Source organism: Massilia sp. 01N417 (genome assembly GCF_056399645.1).
Window position 1 is genome coordinate 223,510 of the sequence record NZ_JBFTRS010000005.1, and the last position, 15,632, is coordinate 239,141.

General features: G+C 64.1%; 15 protein-coding genes. 12 read left to right on the forward strand and 3 right to left on the reverse strand.

Annotation, left to right across the window (positions count from 1 at the left end; all coding sequences use genetic code 11):
• The first annotated feature begins 424 nt into the window (after positions 1 to 424).
• Positions 425 to 1,603, forward strand: a complete 1,179-nt coding sequence (locus tag AC1DOQ_RS07915) for a hypothetical protein (protein ID WP_477361915.1) — start codon at positions 425 to 427, stop codon at positions 1,601 to 1,603.
• 427 nt (positions 1,604 to 2,030) lie between these two features.
• On the opposite strand, the gene AC1DOQ_RS07920 is transcribed toward AC1DOQ_RS07915, so the two are convergent.
• Positions 2,031 to 2,954: a LysR family transcriptional regulator gene (locus tag AC1DOQ_RS07920; protein WP_477361917.1), complete on the reverse strand. Its 924-nt coding sequence runs from the start codon at positions 2,952 to 2,954 to the stop codon at positions 2,031 to 2,033.
• Positions 2,955 to 3,062: 108 nt separating this feature from the next.
• Here AC1DOQ_RS07920 and AC1DOQ_RS07925 point away from each other — a divergent pair, with 108 nt between their 5' ends.
• From AC1DOQ_RS07925 to AC1DOQ_RS07970, 10 genes are all read left to right on the forward strand, one after another.
• Entirely contained in the window at positions 3,063 to 4,022 is a 960-nt protein-coding gene (locus AC1DOQ_RS07925) for a 2Fe-2S iron-sulfur cluster-binding protein (protein ID WP_477361919.1), read from the forward strand.
• 15 nt (positions 4,023 to 4,037) lie between these two features.
• Positions 4,038 to 5,084 carry a gentisate 1,2-dioxygenase gene (gene gtdA / locus AC1DOQ_RS07930; RefSeq protein ID WP_477361921.1) on the forward strand — a complete coding sequence of 349 codons (1,047 nt, stop codon included), beginning with the start codon at positions 4,038 to 4,040 and terminating at the stop codon, positions 5,082 to 5,084.
• Positions 5,085 to 5,103: 19 nt separating this feature from the next.
• Positions 5,104 to 5,802, forward strand: a complete 699-nt coding sequence (locus AC1DOQ_RS07935) for a fumarylacetoacetate hydrolase family protein (RefSeq protein ID WP_477361923.1) — start codon at positions 5,104 to 5,106, stop codon at positions 5,800 to 5,802.
• Between the two features lie 14 nt (positions 5,803 to 5,816).
• Complete coding sequence (locus AC1DOQ_RS07940) at positions 5,817 to 7,052, forward strand: aromatic ring-hydroxylating dioxygenase subunit alpha (RefSeq protein ID WP_477361925.1); 1,236 nt, start codon at positions 5,817 to 5,819, stop codon at positions 7,050 to 7,052.
• Positions 7,053 to 7,055: 3 nt separating this feature from the next.
• Positions 7,056 to 7,538: an aromatic-ring-hydroxylating dioxygenase subunit beta gene (locus tag AC1DOQ_RS07945; RefSeq protein ID WP_477361927.1), complete on the forward strand. Its 483-nt coding sequence runs from the start codon at positions 7,056 to 7,058 to the stop codon at positions 7,536 to 7,538.
• Between the two features lie 16 nt (positions 7,539 to 7,554).
• Complete coding sequence (locus AC1DOQ_RS07950) at positions 7,555 to 7,869, forward strand: non-heme iron oxygenase ferredoxin subunit (RefSeq protein WP_477361929.1); 315 nt, start codon at positions 7,555 to 7,557, stop codon at positions 7,867 to 7,869.
• Positions 7,870 to 7,932: 63 nt separating this feature from the next.
• Positions 7,933 to 9,321 (forward strand): MFS transporter, encoded by a 1,389-nt coding sequence (locus tag AC1DOQ_RS07955; protein ID WP_477361931.1) that lies wholly within the window; start codon positions 7,933 to 7,935, stop codon positions 9,319 to 9,321.
• 32 nt (positions 9,322 to 9,353) lie between these two features.
• Complete coding sequence (maiA, locus tag AC1DOQ_RS07960; protein WP_477361933.1) at positions 9,354 to 9,992, forward strand: maleylacetoacetate isomerase; 639 nt, start codon at positions 9,354 to 9,356, stop codon at positions 9,990 to 9,992.
• Positions 9,993 to 10,067: 75 nt separating this feature from the next.
• Positions 10,068 to 11,177: a porin gene (locus AC1DOQ_RS07965; RefSeq protein WP_477361935.1), complete on the forward strand. Its 1,110-nt coding sequence runs from the start codon at positions 10,068 to 10,070 to the stop codon at positions 11,175 to 11,177.
• Positions 11,178 to 11,258: 81 nt separating this feature from the next.
• Positions 11,259 to 12,044 (forward strand): SDR family oxidoreductase, encoded by a 786-nt coding sequence (locus AC1DOQ_RS07970; RefSeq protein WP_477361937.1) that lies wholly within the window; start codon positions 11,259 to 11,261, stop codon positions 12,042 to 12,044.
• Here AC1DOQ_RS07970 and AC1DOQ_RS07975 read toward each other — a convergent pair.
• Together AC1DOQ_RS07975 and soxR are read right to left on the reverse strand one after the other, a co-directional pair.
• Positions 11,968 to 13,857 (reverse strand): glycoside hydrolase family 35 protein, encoded by a 1,890-nt coding sequence (locus AC1DOQ_RS07975; RefSeq protein ID WP_477361939.1) that lies wholly within the window; start codon positions 13,855 to 13,857, stop codon positions 11,968 to 11,970. The two genes, AC1DOQ_RS07970 and AC1DOQ_RS07975, sit on opposite strands and share 77 nt — an antisense overlap.
• A gap of 161 nt (positions 13,858 to 14,018) precedes the next feature.
• The gene (gene soxR / locus AC1DOQ_RS07980) at positions 14,019 to 14,480 is read right to left on the reverse strand and encodes a redox-sensitive transcriptional activator SoxR (protein WP_477361941.1); all 462 of its coding nucleotides are present in this window, start codon (positions 14,478 to 14,480) and stop codon (positions 14,019 to 14,021) included.
• Positions 14,481 to 14,560: 80 nt separating this feature from the next.
• Here soxR and AC1DOQ_RS07985 point away from each other — a divergent pair, with 80 nt between their 5' ends.
• Entirely contained in the window at positions 14,561 to 15,628 is a 1,068-nt protein-coding gene (locus AC1DOQ_RS07985; protein WP_477361943.1) for an NAD(P)/FAD-dependent oxidoreductase, read from the forward strand.
• Positions 15,629 to 15,632: the final 4 nt, after the last annotated feature.

Genomic DNA, 15,632 nt, shown 5'->3' on the forward strand with positions numbered 1-15,632 from the left:
AGTTTTGGCTGAGGTCGGTCGCCGAAATGCCGTCGGCTTTCTGCTGCTTAACTATTTGCCCTTTGGCTCGATCTTATCCTTCGTAGTACATGAGAATGACGACGGCATCTAGTTCGTCGAGACTAATTGAATTACTTTAAGTCGATCTTTTTTACATTCTCAGTTGATCAAACTTCTAAGTTGTTGATTCTACGAGGCGCACTTTAGTGGCATGAGCCTTGCATGTCAAATGTTCCTGGCCTATCGGACAAATTAGTGAGCAGTGAACGATTGGACAGATAGGTTGATCGCGAAGCAGTGCTCGTAGGGAGACCTAAATTAACGCAGGTCATTCTTTTGGCCAGTGACTTATTCTAGCTTGCTGGTAACAAGCGCGATCACTTGGTGCTGTTTCTTTTACGCATTCCAATTTCTGAGGTGCTATATGAAACGTATCTTAGTTACGGTTGCTCTAACCACGTCGTTTGCTTCATGCTTAGCTGCGCCGATCAATTTGAATATTATTCAGGTTTGCGATGACAACGGGAAAAATTGTGCGGCGGTCAACCTGAACAAGTCTTTTACCGATAAAATATGGGCGCAAGCAGGATATACTTTTTCTTATGGTTCAGTGACCCAGATCAACAGTACAAAATTATTAAATCCTACAGACGCGGAAGCTCAGAAGCTAATTTTCTCTCCCAGCGGAAACGGTCGATCAAATTTAGGTTACGACGTGTGGTTCGTGAACTCTATTTCTGACAATCCCCTATTAAGGGGGCGAGGAGTGCAGAACGGTGATGGTTTAGTTATTTCTGCATCCAATGCTGCGATCGATACTTTTGCACATGAAATTGGTCATAACGCGGGAATCTATCATACCCCTTCTCTGCTTTTGGACTCGGATCGATATCTCATGGCTCCGGGCAACCTACGCACTATTCCGACTACGATAGGAGACGTTGCTCCAGACGGGCTGCAATTGGACCGCTTCTTTGCGCAGTTCCCCGAGGTAACGGTTGATATGATTGGTGCTACACCGTTTCAGAGCAGCGATTTTTTTCATGTAAATTTTGCCAAGGGATCTGCGACAGATCTTGGATTGAGTTCACTGACAATAGACTTGAGGCCTGCTAATGCTTTTTTCGATGTAACGAATGCTGACCCTGGAGTTGCTGGTTCACCGTTCGCTTTTGGAAGCTTAAACGGCGTAACTGCTGGCGACATCTCTACCACTGGTTTGACCGATGGTAGCTCGGTTTTAACATTGAATTTCGCCAACGACTCATTCACCTCAGGCGACTCGTTTTCGTTCGGTTTAGACATGGATCTCTTCAGTAACATCGACGGTTTCGGAGCTACAGCCGATGAGCTACGTTCAGCACTTGTAACGTTTACTTTCGAAAATGGATACTCAACGGGAGGCGATCTATCAGATTTGATATTTTCATCCGCGTTCGATCCTAACAGATATATGAATGTAACCTCAACGCGGCTGGCAGACCCAGGTATCGAACCAAATGCAGTTCCGATTCCATCCACGATTTGGTTGCTGGGCGTAGGGCTAATACTTTTGTCGGCGTTCCGTAATGGAAATATTACGCGGTGCAATGGTTTTTTATAATTTACATCTAATGCTAATTGCCGGAGTTTTGTCTTGCACAGCTCCGGCACTTAGCTGCGATCAAATTCCTAACTTTAATACACTGAATGCGAACAGCGGTGAGCTTGCGGACGCGGAATGGATTCCCTGTTTTCGTGATCCGAATCGTAACAAGCTGAAACAATGCTCAGAAGAGTATAGGCTCTGCCGCGAATCCGGAAAAGACGCAGTTTGGTGTCTCGCAAAAAATTACCAGGTACTTACTCCTGCAAAAATACCTTCCAAAGACGAATACACGGCGTGTCTGGCCTCGCGGCATGACATGGCAACTTGTAAAGATTTGCTTAAACCGAAAATGAGAAAATGAGCACAGGGAAGAATTGTCGAATAGCGCTGCAGATTAGACGTAGTTGAACTCGGCGGGCGAACTTGAGCACGCACAGTCAACCTAGACTGGCGCCACCCCCTGGTCCACCGACAGCTCCGCAATCACCCCCCGCAGCCACTGGTTCCCCGGTTCCTTGTGATACTTCGCATGCCAGAACAGGTTGACGTCGAAGTTGGGGAAGGGCACCGGATGCGGCAGGTAGCGTAGCTTGAAAGGCGCCATCCCCTCGCGGACGTAACGCTCGGGCACGGTGGCGATCAGGTCGGTATTCGACAAAATGTGGCCCAGCGCGACGAAGTGCGGCACGCTCAGGCGCACGTTGCGCTTCACGCCGCGCTTCTCGATCACTTCGTCGACGATCGCGTGGCCGGTCCCGCCGGCCACCACGACGATGTGCTGGGCTTCCTCGAAATCCTGCAGGGTCAGCGCGTCCTTGTCCAGCGCATGCCCCTCCCTGAAGATGCACACGTAGCGCTGGCGGAACAGGTGGCGGGTGAAGAAGCCCGCCTTCAGCTGCGGCAGCAGGCCGATCGCGATGTCGACCCGGCCCGATTCCAGTTCGTCGCTCAGGTTGACGGCGGCATTGCGCACCGTGCTGATGGTCACGCCGGGCGCGATCTCGGCCAGCTTGCGCATCAGGCGCGGCAGGAAGTGGATCTCGCCCAGGTCCGTCATCGCGATCGTGAACTTGCGCACGCTGGCCATGGGATCGAATTCCAGCTGGCGCTCCAAGGTGTCGCGGATCGTCGTCAGGGCGAAATCGATCGGCTCGGCCAGCTGCACCGCATAGGGCGTCGGCTCCATGCCGCGCGCGGTCCGCAGGAATAGCTCGTCTCCCATCATCTTGCGCAGCCGGCTCAGCGCGTTGCTGACCGCAGGCTGCGTCAGGCCGAGGTTCTCGGCCACCACCGATACCCGCCTTTCCTTGTAGAGCTGCTGGAACACCACCAGCAGGTTGAGATCGACATCATGGAGATTGAGCATGCGATATTCACCAAATCTATTTTGCGCATTCATGGGATTTTGTATTTTTATTTTACTGGCATTCCTATAATCAAACCCAAGAACGAGATATAAGTTTTTGGAGACCGCATGAAGCTGCACATCCAGCCGCTCGACCAGACGATCGACGTCGCCCCGGGAACCAACCTGCTGGCGGCACTGCGCGAGAACGGTGTACCGATTTCCTATAGCTGCACCGCCGGCCGTTGCGGTACCTGTCGCTGCAAGGTGGTCGACGGCCGCATCGACGGCGCCGAAGCGGGGCAGACCGTGCTGGCCTGCACCAGCGTCGTGAACGGCGACTGCGGCATCGAGATTCCCGAGCCGGACGAAATCATCCTGCATCCGGCCAAGGTCCTGAAAGCGACCGTGACGGCGCTGGACCGCCTGACCCACGACATCGTCCGCCTGCGCCTGCGCAGTGCCAAGCCGCTCGAGTACTCGCCGGGCCAGTACGCGACCCTGCAGTTCACCCCCGAGCACGTGCGTCCCTATTCGATGGCCGGCCTGCCGGACGACGGCGAACTGGAATTCCACATCCGCCTGGTCAAGGACGGCCTGGTGAGCGGCTATGTCGACCGCGAGCTGAAGCTCGGCGACGCCGTCCGCGTCAGCGGTCCGCTCGGCACCTCCTACCTGCGCACCAAACACGAGGGACCGATGCTGTGCGTGGCCGGCGGTACCGGCCTGGCACCGGTACTGGCCATCGTGCGCGGGGCGCTCCAGTCAGGCATGCGCAACGACATCCACGTGTATTTCGGCGTGCGCAGCGCCCGCGACGTCTACTGCACCGAGACACTTTTCGGCCTGGCCGAACGCCATCGCAACCTGAAGGTGCACGTGGTGGTCACGGAAGGCCAGGCCGGCGCCGGCCAGCGCAGCGGCATCGTCACCGAGGCCGTGGCCCGCGACTGGACCTCGCTGTCCGGCTGGCGCGCCTACCTGTGCGGCGCGCCGCCGATGGTGGACGCGGCGACCCTGGTGGCGCGCGAACGCGGCATCGACACCGATCACATCTACGCCGACGCGTTCTACGCGAAGGCAGCCTGAATCCGAGGAGACCACATGGACATGCAAGCCAACGCCGGCGTGAAGCAGGAACGCGCCGACTTCTACCGCCGCATCAGCGGCCATAACCTGACCCCCTTGTGGGAAGTGCTCGGCGCCCTGGTGCCGAAGTCGCCCAGGACCCCGGTGGCGCCGGCGCTGTGGCGCTATGCCGAGGTGCGCGAGCAGGTCATGGAAGCCGGCCGCCTGATCACCGCCGAAGAAGCCGAGCGCCGCGTGCTGATCCTCGAGAACCCGGCGATGCGCGGCAATTCCTCGATCACGCAATCGCTGTACGCCGGCCTGCAGCTGATCATGCCGGGCGAGGTGGCGCCTGCCCACCGCCACACCCAGTCGGCCCTGCGCCTGGTGCTGGACGGCGAGGGCGCCTACACGGCGGTCGACGGCGAGCGCACCACCATGCGCCGCGGCGACTTCATCATCACCCCGTCCTGGACCTGGCACGACCACGGCAACCTGGGCAGCGAGCCGGTGGTGTGGCTGGACGGGCTCGACATCCCGACCCTGCGCTTCTTCGACGCCGGCTTCGCCGAGCATGGCAGCGAGGCCACCCAGCAGGCTTCGCGTCCGGAAGGCGATGCACTGGCCCGCTACGGCCACAACATGCTGCCGGTGGACCTGAAGCAGGAAGCTTCCGATCCGACCAAGGTCTTCGTCTATCCCTTCGTCCAGACCAAGGAGGCGCTGGAAGGCATCGCGCGCACCGCGCCGGACGCCCACTTCGGCCACAAGCTGCGCTACGTGAACCCGGCCACCGGCGCCTCGCCGATGCCGACCATCGGCGCCTTTGCCCAACTGCTGCCGGCCGGCTTCGAGACCGCGCCCTACCGCAGCACCGACGCCACCGTCTACGTCTGCCTGGAAGGCGCGGGCAGCGCGCAGGTAGGCGACGAAACCTGGACCTTCGGCCCGAACGATGTGTTCGTGGTGCCGTCCTGGCACACGCTGACATTGAAAGCCAGCGAACAGACCATCCTGTTCAGCTTCTCGGACCGTCCGATGCAGCAGGCGATCGGCCTGTGGCGCGAAGAAAAAATGCAGTAACTCTTATCAGGAGAATCCCATGAAATACGCAGTAGCCCCGGCCCCCGTCTACACCCTGCCGATCGCCGGCAGCGACGAGCAGTTCCCGATCAACCGCATCTTCTGCGTCGGCCGCAACTATGCCGCGCATGCGCGCGAGATGGGCCGCGATCCGGACCGCGAACCGCCGTTCTTCTTCATGAAGCCGGCCAATGCCACCGTGGCCGCCGGCAGCCAGGAAGTCACGATCCCGTATCCGCCGAAGACCGCCAACTTCCACCACGAGATCGAACTGGTGGTCGCGATCGCCAAGGGCGGCGCCAACATTCCGGTGGAGCAGGCGCTCGAACATGTCTACGGTTATGCGGTCGGCCTCGACATGACCCGCCGCGACGTCCAGCTGGAAGCGCGCGACAAGGGCCGTCCCTGGGAATTCGGCAAGTCCTTCGCCCAGTCGGCGCCGATCGGCGCCATCCACAAGGCCAGCGAAGTCGGCCACGTGCGCGAAGGCGAGATCGCCCTGACCGTGAACGGCGAATCGCGCCAGCGTTCGGACGTGTCCAAGCTGATCTGGTCGGTGGCGGAATCGATCGCCTACCTGTCCGAGTACGAAACCCTGGAGCCGGGCGACATCATCATGACCGGCACCCCGGAAGGCGTGAACGCCGTCAGGCAGGGCGATCTGATGGTCGGCAGCGTGGCCGGCCTGGGCGAGATCCGCGTGCGCGTCGCGGGCTGAAACAGGAGGCGGTCATGGCAGTGTGGGAGTCGAAGGAAAGCAGCAGCCGGATCCCGTTCGCGGTGTACACCGACGAGCAGCTCCACCAGCGCGAGCTGGAAAGGCTGTTCTACCGCGGCCACTGGTGCTACGTGGGACTCGAGGCCGAGATCCCGAACGTGGGCGATTTCAAGCGTAGCGTGATCGGCGAACGCTCGGTGATCATGGTGCGCGGCGAGGACGGCATCCACGTGGTGGAAAACGTGTGCGCCCACCGCGGCATGCAGTTCTGCCGCGAGCGCCACGGCAACCGGAAGGAGTTCGTCTGTCCCTACCACCAGTGGAACTACCGGCTGAACGGCGACCTGCAGGGCGTGCCCTTCCGCCGCGGCGTCAAGCAGGAGGGCAAGATCCAGGGCGGCATGCCCAAGGAATTCAAGCCCGAGGAACACGGCCTGACCCGGCTGAAGGTGGCCACCCGCGGCGGCGTGGTGTTCGCCTCCTTCGACCATGAGGTGGAATCGCTGGAAGACTTCCTCGGTCCCGAGATCACGCGCTATTTCGACCGCCTGTTCAACGGCCGCCAGCTGAAGATCCTCGGCTACAACCGCCAGCGCATCCCCGGCAACTGGAAGCTGATGCAGGAAAACATCAAGGACCCTTACCATCCGGGCTTGCTGCACACCTGGTTCGTCACCTACGGCCTGTGGCGCGCGGATAACAAGTCCCAGCTGGTGATGGACGAGCGCCACCGCCACGCGGCGATGATCTCGACCCGCGGCAGCGGCGCCGGCAGCAAGGCCGACGTCACCTCCGGCATCACCAGCTTCAAGGAGAGCATGCAGATCGAGGACAAGCGCCTGCTCGACATCGTGCCCGAGGAGTGGTGGGGCGGGCCGACGGCGGTGATGATGACGGTGTTCCCGAGCGTGATCTTCCAGCAGCAGGTCAACAGCGTCTCCACCCGCCACATCCAGCCGGACGGCAAGGGCTCCTTCGACTTCGTCTGGACCCACTTCGGCTTCGAGGACGACAGCGAGGAAATGACCGAGCGCCGCCTGATCCAGGCCAACCTGTTCGGACCGGCGGGCTTCGTCTCGGCCGACGACGGCGAAGTCATCGAGCTGTCGCAGTACGGCTTCGAGCAGAAGCCCTTCCACCGCGCGCTGGCGGAACTCGGCGGCTACGGCGTCGAGAACACCGACCACATGGTCACCGAGACCCTGATCCGCGGGATGTACGAGTACTGGCGCACGGTGATGGAGGACTGAACGATGAACGGCAACGATGACCTGCAACTCTACCTGGCGCTGGCCCGGCTGAACGCCGATTACGCGGCCGCCGTCGACGCCGCCGACTGGGAGCGCTGGGTCGACTTCTTCGTCGACGACTGCGTGTACAAGGTGCAGCCGCGCGAGAACTTCGAACGCGGCTTCCCGCTGTCCACCCTGGCCCTGCTGAGCAAGGGGATGCTGAGGGACCGCGTCTACGGCATCCGCGAGACCCTGTTCCACGATCCCTACTACCAGCGCCACACGGTCGGCCTGCCGCGCCTCCTGCGCGTCGACGGCGACGTGATCGAGGCGGAGGCGAACTACGCGGTCTTCCGCACCAAGCTGAGCCAGGAGACCACGGTGTTCAACGTCGGCCGCTACATCGACCGCGTGCGCGTCACGCCGCAAGGGCTGAAGTTCGCATCCCGCGTGTGCGTGTACGACACCGAGATGATCCCGAATTCCCTGATCTATCCAATTTAAGTTAAAGGCAGCAGACATGGCAAACAACTGGCTCGACATCAGCGCCCTCGACGAGGTGCCCGACGAAGACGTGCTGGGCGTCGACACCGGCGGCAAGGACCTCGCCCTGTACAAGGTCGAAGGGCAGGTCTACGCGACCGACAACCTGTGCACCCACGGGCACGCCCGCCTGTGCGACGGCTTCCTCGACGGCTTCGAGATCGAATGCCCGCTCCACCAGGGCAAGTTCGACATCCGCAACGGCAGCCCGACCTGCCAGCCGGTCACCGAGGCGGTGCGCACCTACCCGGTGAAGATCGAGAACGGCAGGGTGTTCGTCGACCTCGGCTGACACTACCACACCACGGACCGCGGCCCAGACCGCGGCCAACCACGACAATCAACAGGAGACACCATGTCCACTACCGCGCAAGTCGACGTACAGCAGCTGATCGATACGGGGCGCTTCACGCGCTACCAGTTCCTGATCGCCTTCCTCTGTTTCATCATCATCGCCATCGACGGCTTCGATACGGCGATCATCGGCTTCATCGCCCCGTCGCTGCGCGGCGAGTGGCACCTGACCCCGCAGCACCTGGCGCCGCTGCTGTCCGCCGGCCTGGTCGGCCTGGCCTTCGGCTCCTTCCTGGCCGGCCCGCTGGGCGACCGCATCGGCCGCAAGACCATCCTGGTGCTGTCGGTGCTGTTCTTCGGCATCTGGAGCCTGGCCTCGGCCTATACCGATTCGCTGATGACCCTGACCATCTTCCGCTTCCTGACCGGACTGGGACTGGGCGGCGCCATGCCGAATGCGATCACCCTGACTTCCGAATATTCGCCCCAGCGCAGCAAGTCGACCGTGGTCACCATCATGTTCTGCGGCTTCACCCTCGGCTCCGGCCTGGGCGGCGTGCTGGCGGCCCACCTGATTCCGGAATACGGCTGGCGCAGCGTGCTGCTGGTGGGCGGCTACCTGCCGATTGCCTGCGCAGTACTGTTCTACTTCCTGCTGCCGGAATCGGTGCGCTTCCTGGTGCTGCGTAAACCCGGCAGCCCGCAGATCGCCGCGACCCTGCGCCGCATCGCGCCGGGCGCGAAGCTCGACGGCGCGCGCTTCTTCATTCCGGAAGCGCCGGCCGCCGCCGGCCGTTCGCCGGTCGCCCAGCTGTTCGCATCGCCGCTGGCCTTCGGCACCCTGGCGCTGTGGGCCGCCTTCTTCATGAGCCTCCTGATCGTCTATCTGCTGACCAACTGGCTGCCGACCCTGTTCAAGGACGCCGGCTTCCCGATCGCCAAGGCGGCCCTGGTGTCGGCCATGTACCAGGTCGGCGGCACCGTCGGCGCCATCGTCATCGGCCGCCTGATGGACCGTTTCAATCCCTACCGCGTGCTGGCCCTGTCCTACCTGTGCGCGATCGCCTTCATCGCCCTGATCGGCTTCCAGTACACCGACCTGGTGCTGCTCAACATCGGCGTGGCCGGCGTGGGCTTCTGCATCAGCGGTTCCCAGATCGGCGCCAACGCCCTGGCCGCCGCCTTCTACCCGACCAGCAACCGCGTCACCGGCGTCAGCTGGGCGCTGGGCGTGGGCCGCTGCGGCGCCATCCTCGGTTCGCTGATGGGCGGCGCGCTGCTCGGCGCAGGCCTCGGCTTCTCGGCCATCATCCTGCTGCTCGCCATCCCGGCGCTGCTGGCATCGCTGTCGGTGTTCGCGATGTTCATGCGCTATCCGATGGCCGGTGCCGGCGGCGCGGCGGCGGGCCGCAAGGGCGCCGCGCCGGCATCGACGCCGGCATCGACCTGATCTTTCGACCTTTTTAGCAGCAAAGCCTACACATGAAACTCTACAGCTTCTTCAACAGTTCCACCTCCTTCCGCGTGCGCATCGCGCTGGCGCTGAAGGGCCTGGACTACGACTACGCCGGCGTCAACCTGCGCGGCGGCGAGCAGGGCCAGCCGGCCTACCGCGAGCTGAGCCCGGCCGGCATCGTGCCGGTGCTGGTCGACGGCGACGTCACCCTGACCCAGTCGCTGGCGATCATCGACTACCTCGACCACCGCTATCCCGAGCCGCGCCTGCTGCCGGAGGATCCGGTGCTGCGCGCCCGCGTGCTGGAAGTGGCCCAGACCATCGCCTGCGAGATCCACCCGATCGACAACATCCGCGTGCTGAAGTACCTGACCGGCAAGCTGGGCGTGAGCGAGGAGGCCAAGTCGGCCTGGTACGCGCACTGGGTCGACGAGGGCCTGGGCGCGGTGGAGCGCCTGCTGGCCAAGCTTCCGGCGGCCGCCTACTGCTTCGGCGACACGCCGACCCTGGCCGACTGCTGCCTGGTGCCCCAGGTGGCGAACGCCATGCGCATGGGCTGCGACCTGTCGCGCTTTACGCGCGTGCTGGCCGTCCATGAGCACTGCATGCAGCAGCCGGCCTTCATCGCGGCGGCGCCGCAGAACCAACCGGACTACGTGGGCTGAGCCGGGCGAACGATCCGGCAGCACCGGCCGCCACACTGCCGTGGCGGGCAATAACATCACCATCAGGAGACGAGCATGAACCAATTTGCAGCCTTCCGGCGCGGCCCCGTCACGGCTATCGCCCTGGCGGCATGCCTGTGCGCAGGCGCGGCATCCGCCCAGACCAATATCACCGTCTACGGCATCGTCGATGCCGCCGTGGCCCGCACCGACAATGTCGACGCCGCCGGCCACTCGATGACCAAGATGGCCTCCCTGACCGGCAGCGTGCCGTCACGCCTGGGCTTTCGCGGTTCGGAAGACCTGGGCAACGGCCTGTCGGCGATCTTCACCCTCGAGAACGGCCTGAATCCCGACGTCGGTACCGCGAGCCAGGGCGGGCGCCTGTTCGGGCGCCAGGCCTGGGTCGGCCTGAAGGGGAGCTGGGGCAGCGTTCAGCTGGGCCGGGTGCCGAACATGACCTTCTATTCGATGGTGAAGAGCGACGTGCTGGGCCCGAACCTGTTCTCGATCAGCAGCATCGACTTGTACATTCCGAACGCCCGCAGCGACAACGCCGTCGCCTACATGGGCACTTTTAACCGCGTGACGCTGGGCGCCACCTACAGCACCGGGCGCGACGCTTCGTCCGCGGGCGGTCCGGCGGCGACCAATTGCGCAGGCGAAGTGGCCGGCGATGCGCGCGCCTGCCGCCAGTACACCGGCCTGCTGGGCTATGACGCCGATACCTGGGGCGCGACCGCCTCCTACGACAAGCTGTACGGGAACAAGGGCGCAGCCTTCGGCCTCACCAGCAGCGCCAACTACGACCGCCGCACGACGCTCAACGGCTACGTCATGCTGGGCAAGACCAAGGTGGGCGGCGGCGTCATGGACCGCAAGACCTTCGCCGCCACCGGCGTCATCGAGTCCGACCTCTACTACCTGGGCCTCAGCCAGCCGGTCGGCCCGCAACTGACCCTCGACGCCCAGGTGGCCAGGAAGAACGTCAAGGGTTCGCCGGACGACACCACAATGGTGGTCGCGCGCCTGACCTACGCGCTATCCAAGCGCAGCGTGGTCTACGCCGGAGCCGGCCGCATGGACAACCACGGACAGGCTGCGGTAGCCCTCGACGCCGGCGGCACCGTTGCGCCGGGCAAGGCGCAGAACGGCCTGATGGCCGGGATCCGGCACGTCTTCTGATCCTTGCAATGAACGCTTGACCTCGACTTTGCTTGAGGTCCTACACTCCGTCCCATCGTCGTACAGGGATGGAGTGGAAACATGGCAAAGCAGGGTCGGGGAAAAGTCGTCGTGATCACGGAGGCGGACGGGGAAGCCGGCGCGGCATGCGCACGCGGCCTGGCGGAGGAAGGTGCGCTGCTGGTGCTCGGGGCGCGCGACCGCGAGCGCCTCGAAGAACTGGCGGGTGAACTGCGCTGGGACGGCGCATCGGTCTCGGCGCTGCGGACGGACGGCGCCGACTACGCCCAGGTGGCAAAGCTGGTCGCCCATGCGGTGCGCGGGCATGGCCGGGTCGACGTGGTGATCAACAGCCCGCGCGCGGCGGCCATCGGCGATGGCGCCGGCATCGACTGGACCCGTGTCGCGGACGAGCAGATCCGGGCCTACCTGTACGGCGTGGTGGCGGCGAATACCCAGATGGCGCGGCAGGGCGCCGGCCACATCGTCAACGTCGCGCCGCTGTTCGTGCCGCGGCTCGGCGGCCTGCCCGGCGTGGCGCATGGCACCGTGTTCCGTTCGCTGGCGCAGGCGCTGGCGGACATCACCGATGGCCTGCAGAACGGGAGCGATGGCTATCCCTTGCGTGCCACGCTGGTGAGCACGGAAGCGTCCTTGCTGCCTGCGCCCGGCGACCCGGCGGAGGTGGAACGCTCGCTGGCGCAGTCGGTCTCCCGCGCCGTGCGCTTCGCGGTCGGCCAGTCCGCGGACAGCCACGTCGAGCGGCTGTCCATCCGCCACAGCGCGGCAATCAATGCGATGGCGGGGTCTCGACCACGGGATCGGCGCGTCCCTGCATCGTGGTCGCGGTGGGAGCCTCGGTGCTGAAGACCAGCACCTCGTTGGCGCCCGCTTTCAGCCAGGAGGCCGGCAGGTAGAGCGTCTGCTGCGGCCCGATGTGCCAGAAGCGGCCCAGGTGGTGGCCGTTGACCCAGACCTGGCCCTTGCCCCAGCCGCGGGTGTCCAGGAAGCTGTCCACCGGCTTGTCGAGCTTCAGCGTGCCGCGCCAGAAGCCCGGCCCCGCCGTATCGCCGCCCGCGCTGGCCGGCGCGCCGGCGGCCAGGCGTTTCAGCGCTCCGGCATCCAGCGGCAGCGGGTAGACCGTCCAGTCTTCGAGCTCCTGCTTGTCCAGTTTCACGCCGCGGACGATGCCCTTGTTGTCCTCCACCAGTTTTGCGCCGAAGCCGATGCGGCCCATGGCCTCGACCAGCAGGTCGAGCCGGGTGCCGGCGGGCAGGTCCACCGCCAGCGCCTTGTCGCCGCGGCGGCGGTCGAGCCGTCCGATGACGCGGCCGTCGGCCAGCACGGTGGCCTGGTCGCGCAACTCGTCCAGCACCAGCTGTCCCTTGAGCGGCGCCGCCAAGCGCTTGCGGTAGAGGATGTAGCCGTAATTCTGGCCGAATTCCTCCATCGCCCGCACCCAGCGCGCGGGCTGTCCTTTCGACAGGATGTCCAGCTGCGCCAGCAGGCTGCCGGCGGGCACCAGCGCGAAGGCGGGCAGGGCTTGCGGCGCCGGCGCCGCAGGCACCGGCGGCAGCGCTTCCTTCACATGCCTGGCGATGACCTCGCGCAGGGCCTGGTACTTGGACGTGGGGCGGCCGGCTTCGTCCAGCGCGGCGTCGTAGTCGTAGCTGGTGGTATCGGGCTGGTAGGGCTCGGTGCCCGAATAGTTGGCGCCGGCCAGCCAGCCGAAGCTGGTACCGCCGTGGAACATGTAGAGGTTGAAGGACACGCCCCGGGACAGCATCCAGTCCACCGTGCGCGCGGCATCTTCCGGGCTCTGGCTATGGTGCTGTTCGCCCCAGTGGTCGAACCAGCCGGCCCAGTATTCGCCGGCCATGCGCGGCCCCTGCTTGCGCCAGGCGGCCAGCGCCTCGATCGATTCTTTGGCGTCCTCCAGCCCGCCGCCGAAGTTGACGACCGCCGGGACCTCGGGCAGGGTGCCTCCCTCGAACAGGCGGGCGGCGCCGCCGTCCGAGGTGAACAGCGGGGCGTCGAATCCGGCCGCGCGCACCTGTTCGCGCACGGCGCGCAGGTAGTCGTGGTCGCGGCCGAAGGAGCCGTATTCGTTCTCCAGTTGCAGCATCAGGATGGGGCCGCCCCGGCTGCTCTGCAGGTCGCCCACTTCCTTCCCGAGGCGCTTGAAATAGCGGGCGCTGGCGGCCAGGTAGCGCGCGTCCATCGAGCGCACGCGCAGCCCCGGCGTGCGCAGCAGCCAGGCCGGGAAGCCGCCGAAGTCCACCTCGGCGCACACGTAAGGTCCCGGCCGCAGCACCACGTTCAGGCCTTCCTCGGCCGCGGTCTTGATGAAGGCGCGCAGGTCGTTCTGGCCGGAGAAGTCCCACTGGCCGGGCTCGGGCTCGTGCTGCGACCAGAAGGCGTAGGTGGTCACGGTGTTCAGTCCCATCGCCCGTGCCATGCGCAGCCGCTCGCGCCAGGCGGCGCGCGGGATGCGCGGGTAATGCATCTCGCCGGAGCGGATGACATAGGGCTTGCCGTCGAGTTTGAAATCCGCGCCGTCGATGGCGAAATGGGGCGGGCGCGCCGGGGCGGCGCTGGCCGCCGTCGCCGCCGGGGTGCTGGTCATGCCCGTCATGGCGAGGGCCAGCAGGGCTGCTTGTAGTGTCTTCGAAAGCTTCAAGCCGAGGTCTCCGTTATTTTTCTGTTCGTAAGTTATGGCGCGTTAAATGTAGGGTGAAAAAACTTACGCGTCAACAAAACGAAAGAAATAACGGTGGTAACTATCGATATTTGCTGATAAGTCTTTCGATGTCAGCGATATCTCGGCAAGCTGCTTTCGATTTATTGATCCCGTTCCAGGATACGCGGTCCCGGGCCCTGCTGGCCCAGCACGTCCTCCGGATTGCGCAGCGGGCAATCCTTCAGCGACAGGCAGCCGCAGCCGATACAGCCGTTCAATTCGCTGCGCAGGCGTTGCAGCCGCGTGATGCGCTCGTCGAGCGCCGCCCGCCACTTCGAGCCGACGCTCTTCCATTGCGCGGCCGTGATCTTCTGGCCCGGCTGGTAGGGACCGAGGGCCTGCTGGATCTCGTCCAGCGGAATGCCGGCGCGCTGGGCCACCTTGATGATGGCGATGTAGCGCAGGACGTCGGGCGTGTAGCGGCGCTGGTTGCCGGAACTGCGCACGCTGCTGATCAGGCCCTTGGCTTCGTAGAAATGCAGGGTGGAGACGGCGACGCCGCTGCGCTCGGCGACTTCGCCGACGCTCAGCCGGCGGACGGTGGCGGGAATGGCTTTGTTCATGGCGCTTGACCTCAAGGTAACTTGAGGAATTATAAAGCGAATACGAACAACAGAAGCCGTGACTGGCGGGAGAAGAAGGTATGAAACGTGAAGAAGAATGGATGGCCGGGGCGATCGAGGCCGATGCCGTGATCGTCGGCGCCGGCCCGGTCGGCCTGTTCCAGGTGTTCGAGCTGGGATTGCTGGAGGTGAGGGCCCATGTGATCGATTCCCTGCCTTATCCCGGCGGCCAGTGCATGGAGCTGTACCCGGACAAGCCGATCTACGACATCCCGGCCGCGCCCGTGCTCACCGGCCGCGAGCTGACCGACAATCTGTTGAAGCAGATCGCACCCTTCGAGCCGGCCTTCCACCTCGGCCAGGAAGTGCGCCTGGTCCGCAAGCGCGAGGACGGGCGCTTCGACCTCGAGACCTCGGCCGGCACCCGCTTCGTCACCAAAACCATCTTCATCGCCGCCGGCGTCGGCGCCTTCCAGCCGAGGAAGCTCAAGGTCGGCGGCATCGACAAATTCGAGGACAGCCAGCTGTTCTACCGCGTCCGTGAGCCGGCCCGCTTCCACGGCAAGCAGCTGGTGATCTGCGGCGGCGGGGATTCCGCGCTGGACTGGGCGCTGGACCTGGTCGGCAAGGCCGGGTCGGTGGTGCTGGTGCACCGCCGCGACAGCTTCCGCGCCGCGCCGGCCTCGATCGCGAAGATGAAGGCGCTGTGCGAGGCGCACGAGATGCAGTTCGTCTCGGGCCAGGTGACGGGTTTCGGCGAAGAGGAGGGCAGGCTGACGGAGCTGAAGGTGCTGGGCAGCGACGGCGTCACGCGCCGCCTGCCGGCCGAGATGGTGCTGGTGTTCTTCGGCCTGCTGCCCATGCTGGGACCGATCGCCGAATGGGGGCTGGACATGGAGATGCGCCAGCTGAAGGTGAGCAGCACCGAGACCTTCGAGACCAGCGTGCCCGGCATCTTCGCGGTCGGCGACATCAATACCTATCCGGGCAAGAAGAAGCTGATCCTGTCGGGCTTCCACGAGGCCGCCCTGGCGGCCTTCGGCGCGGCGCCCTATATCTTCCCGGACAAGAAGGTGCACATGCTGTACACGACGACCTCGCCGAAGATCCACAAGCTGCTGGGTGTCGAAACGCCGGTGCTGGATTAAGTAC

Excerpts from the sequence above, each read along its gene's own strand:
- maiA (WP_477361933.1), top strand. The coding sequence starts at position 9,354 with ATGAAACTCTACAGCTTCTTCAACAGTTCCACCTCCTTCCGCGTGCGC.
- AC1DOQ_RS07970 (WP_477361937.1), top strand. The coding sequence starts at position 11,259 with ATGGCAAAGCAGGGTCGGGGAAAAGTCGTCGTGATCACGGAGGCGGAC.
- AC1DOQ_RS07940 (WP_477361925.1), top strand. The coding sequence starts at position 5,817 with ATGGCAGTGTGGGAGTCGAAGGAAAGCAGCAGCCGGATCCCGTTCGCG.
- gtdA (WP_477361921.1), top strand. The coding sequence starts at position 4,038 with ATGGACATGCAAGCCAACGCCGGCGTGAAGCAGGAACGCGCCGACTTC.
- soxR (WP_477361941.1), bottom strand. The coding sequence starts at position 14,480 with ATGAACAAAGCCATTCCCGCCACCGTCCGCCGGCTGAGCGTCGGCGAA.
- AC1DOQ_RS07935 (WP_477361923.1), top strand. The coding sequence starts at position 5,104 with ATGAAATACGCAGTAGCCCCGGCCCCCGTCTACACCCTGCCGATCGCC.
- AC1DOQ_RS07915 (WP_477361915.1), top strand. The coding sequence starts at position 425 with ATGAAACGTATCTTAGTTACGGTTGCTCTAACCACGTCGTTTGCTTCA.
- AC1DOQ_RS07925 (WP_477361919.1), top strand. The coding sequence starts at position 3,063 with ATGAAGCTGCACATCCAGCCGCTCGACCAGACGATCGACGTCGCCCCG.
- AC1DOQ_RS07950 (WP_477361929.1), top strand. The coding sequence starts at position 7,555 with ATGGCAAACAACTGGCTCGACATCAGCGCCCTCGACGAGGTGCCCGAC.
- AC1DOQ_RS07955 (WP_477361931.1), top strand. The coding sequence starts at position 7,933 with ATGTCCACTACCGCGCAAGTCGACGTACAGCAGCTGATCGATACGGGG.
- AC1DOQ_RS07985 (WP_477361943.1), top strand. The coding sequence starts at position 14,561 with ATGAAACGTGAAGAAGAATGGATGGCCGGGGCGATCGAGGCCGATGCC.
- AC1DOQ_RS07965 (WP_477361935.1), top strand. The coding sequence starts at position 10,068 with ATGAACCAATTTGCAGCCTTCCGGCGCGGCCCCGTCACGGCTATCGCC.
- AC1DOQ_RS07945 (WP_477361927.1), top strand. The coding sequence starts at position 7,056 with ATGAACGGCAACGATGACCTGCAACTCTACCTGGCGCTGGCCCGGCTG.
- AC1DOQ_RS07920 (WP_477361917.1), bottom strand. The coding sequence starts at position 2,954 with ATGCTCAATCTCCATGATGTCGATCTCAACCTGCTGGTGGTGTTCCAG.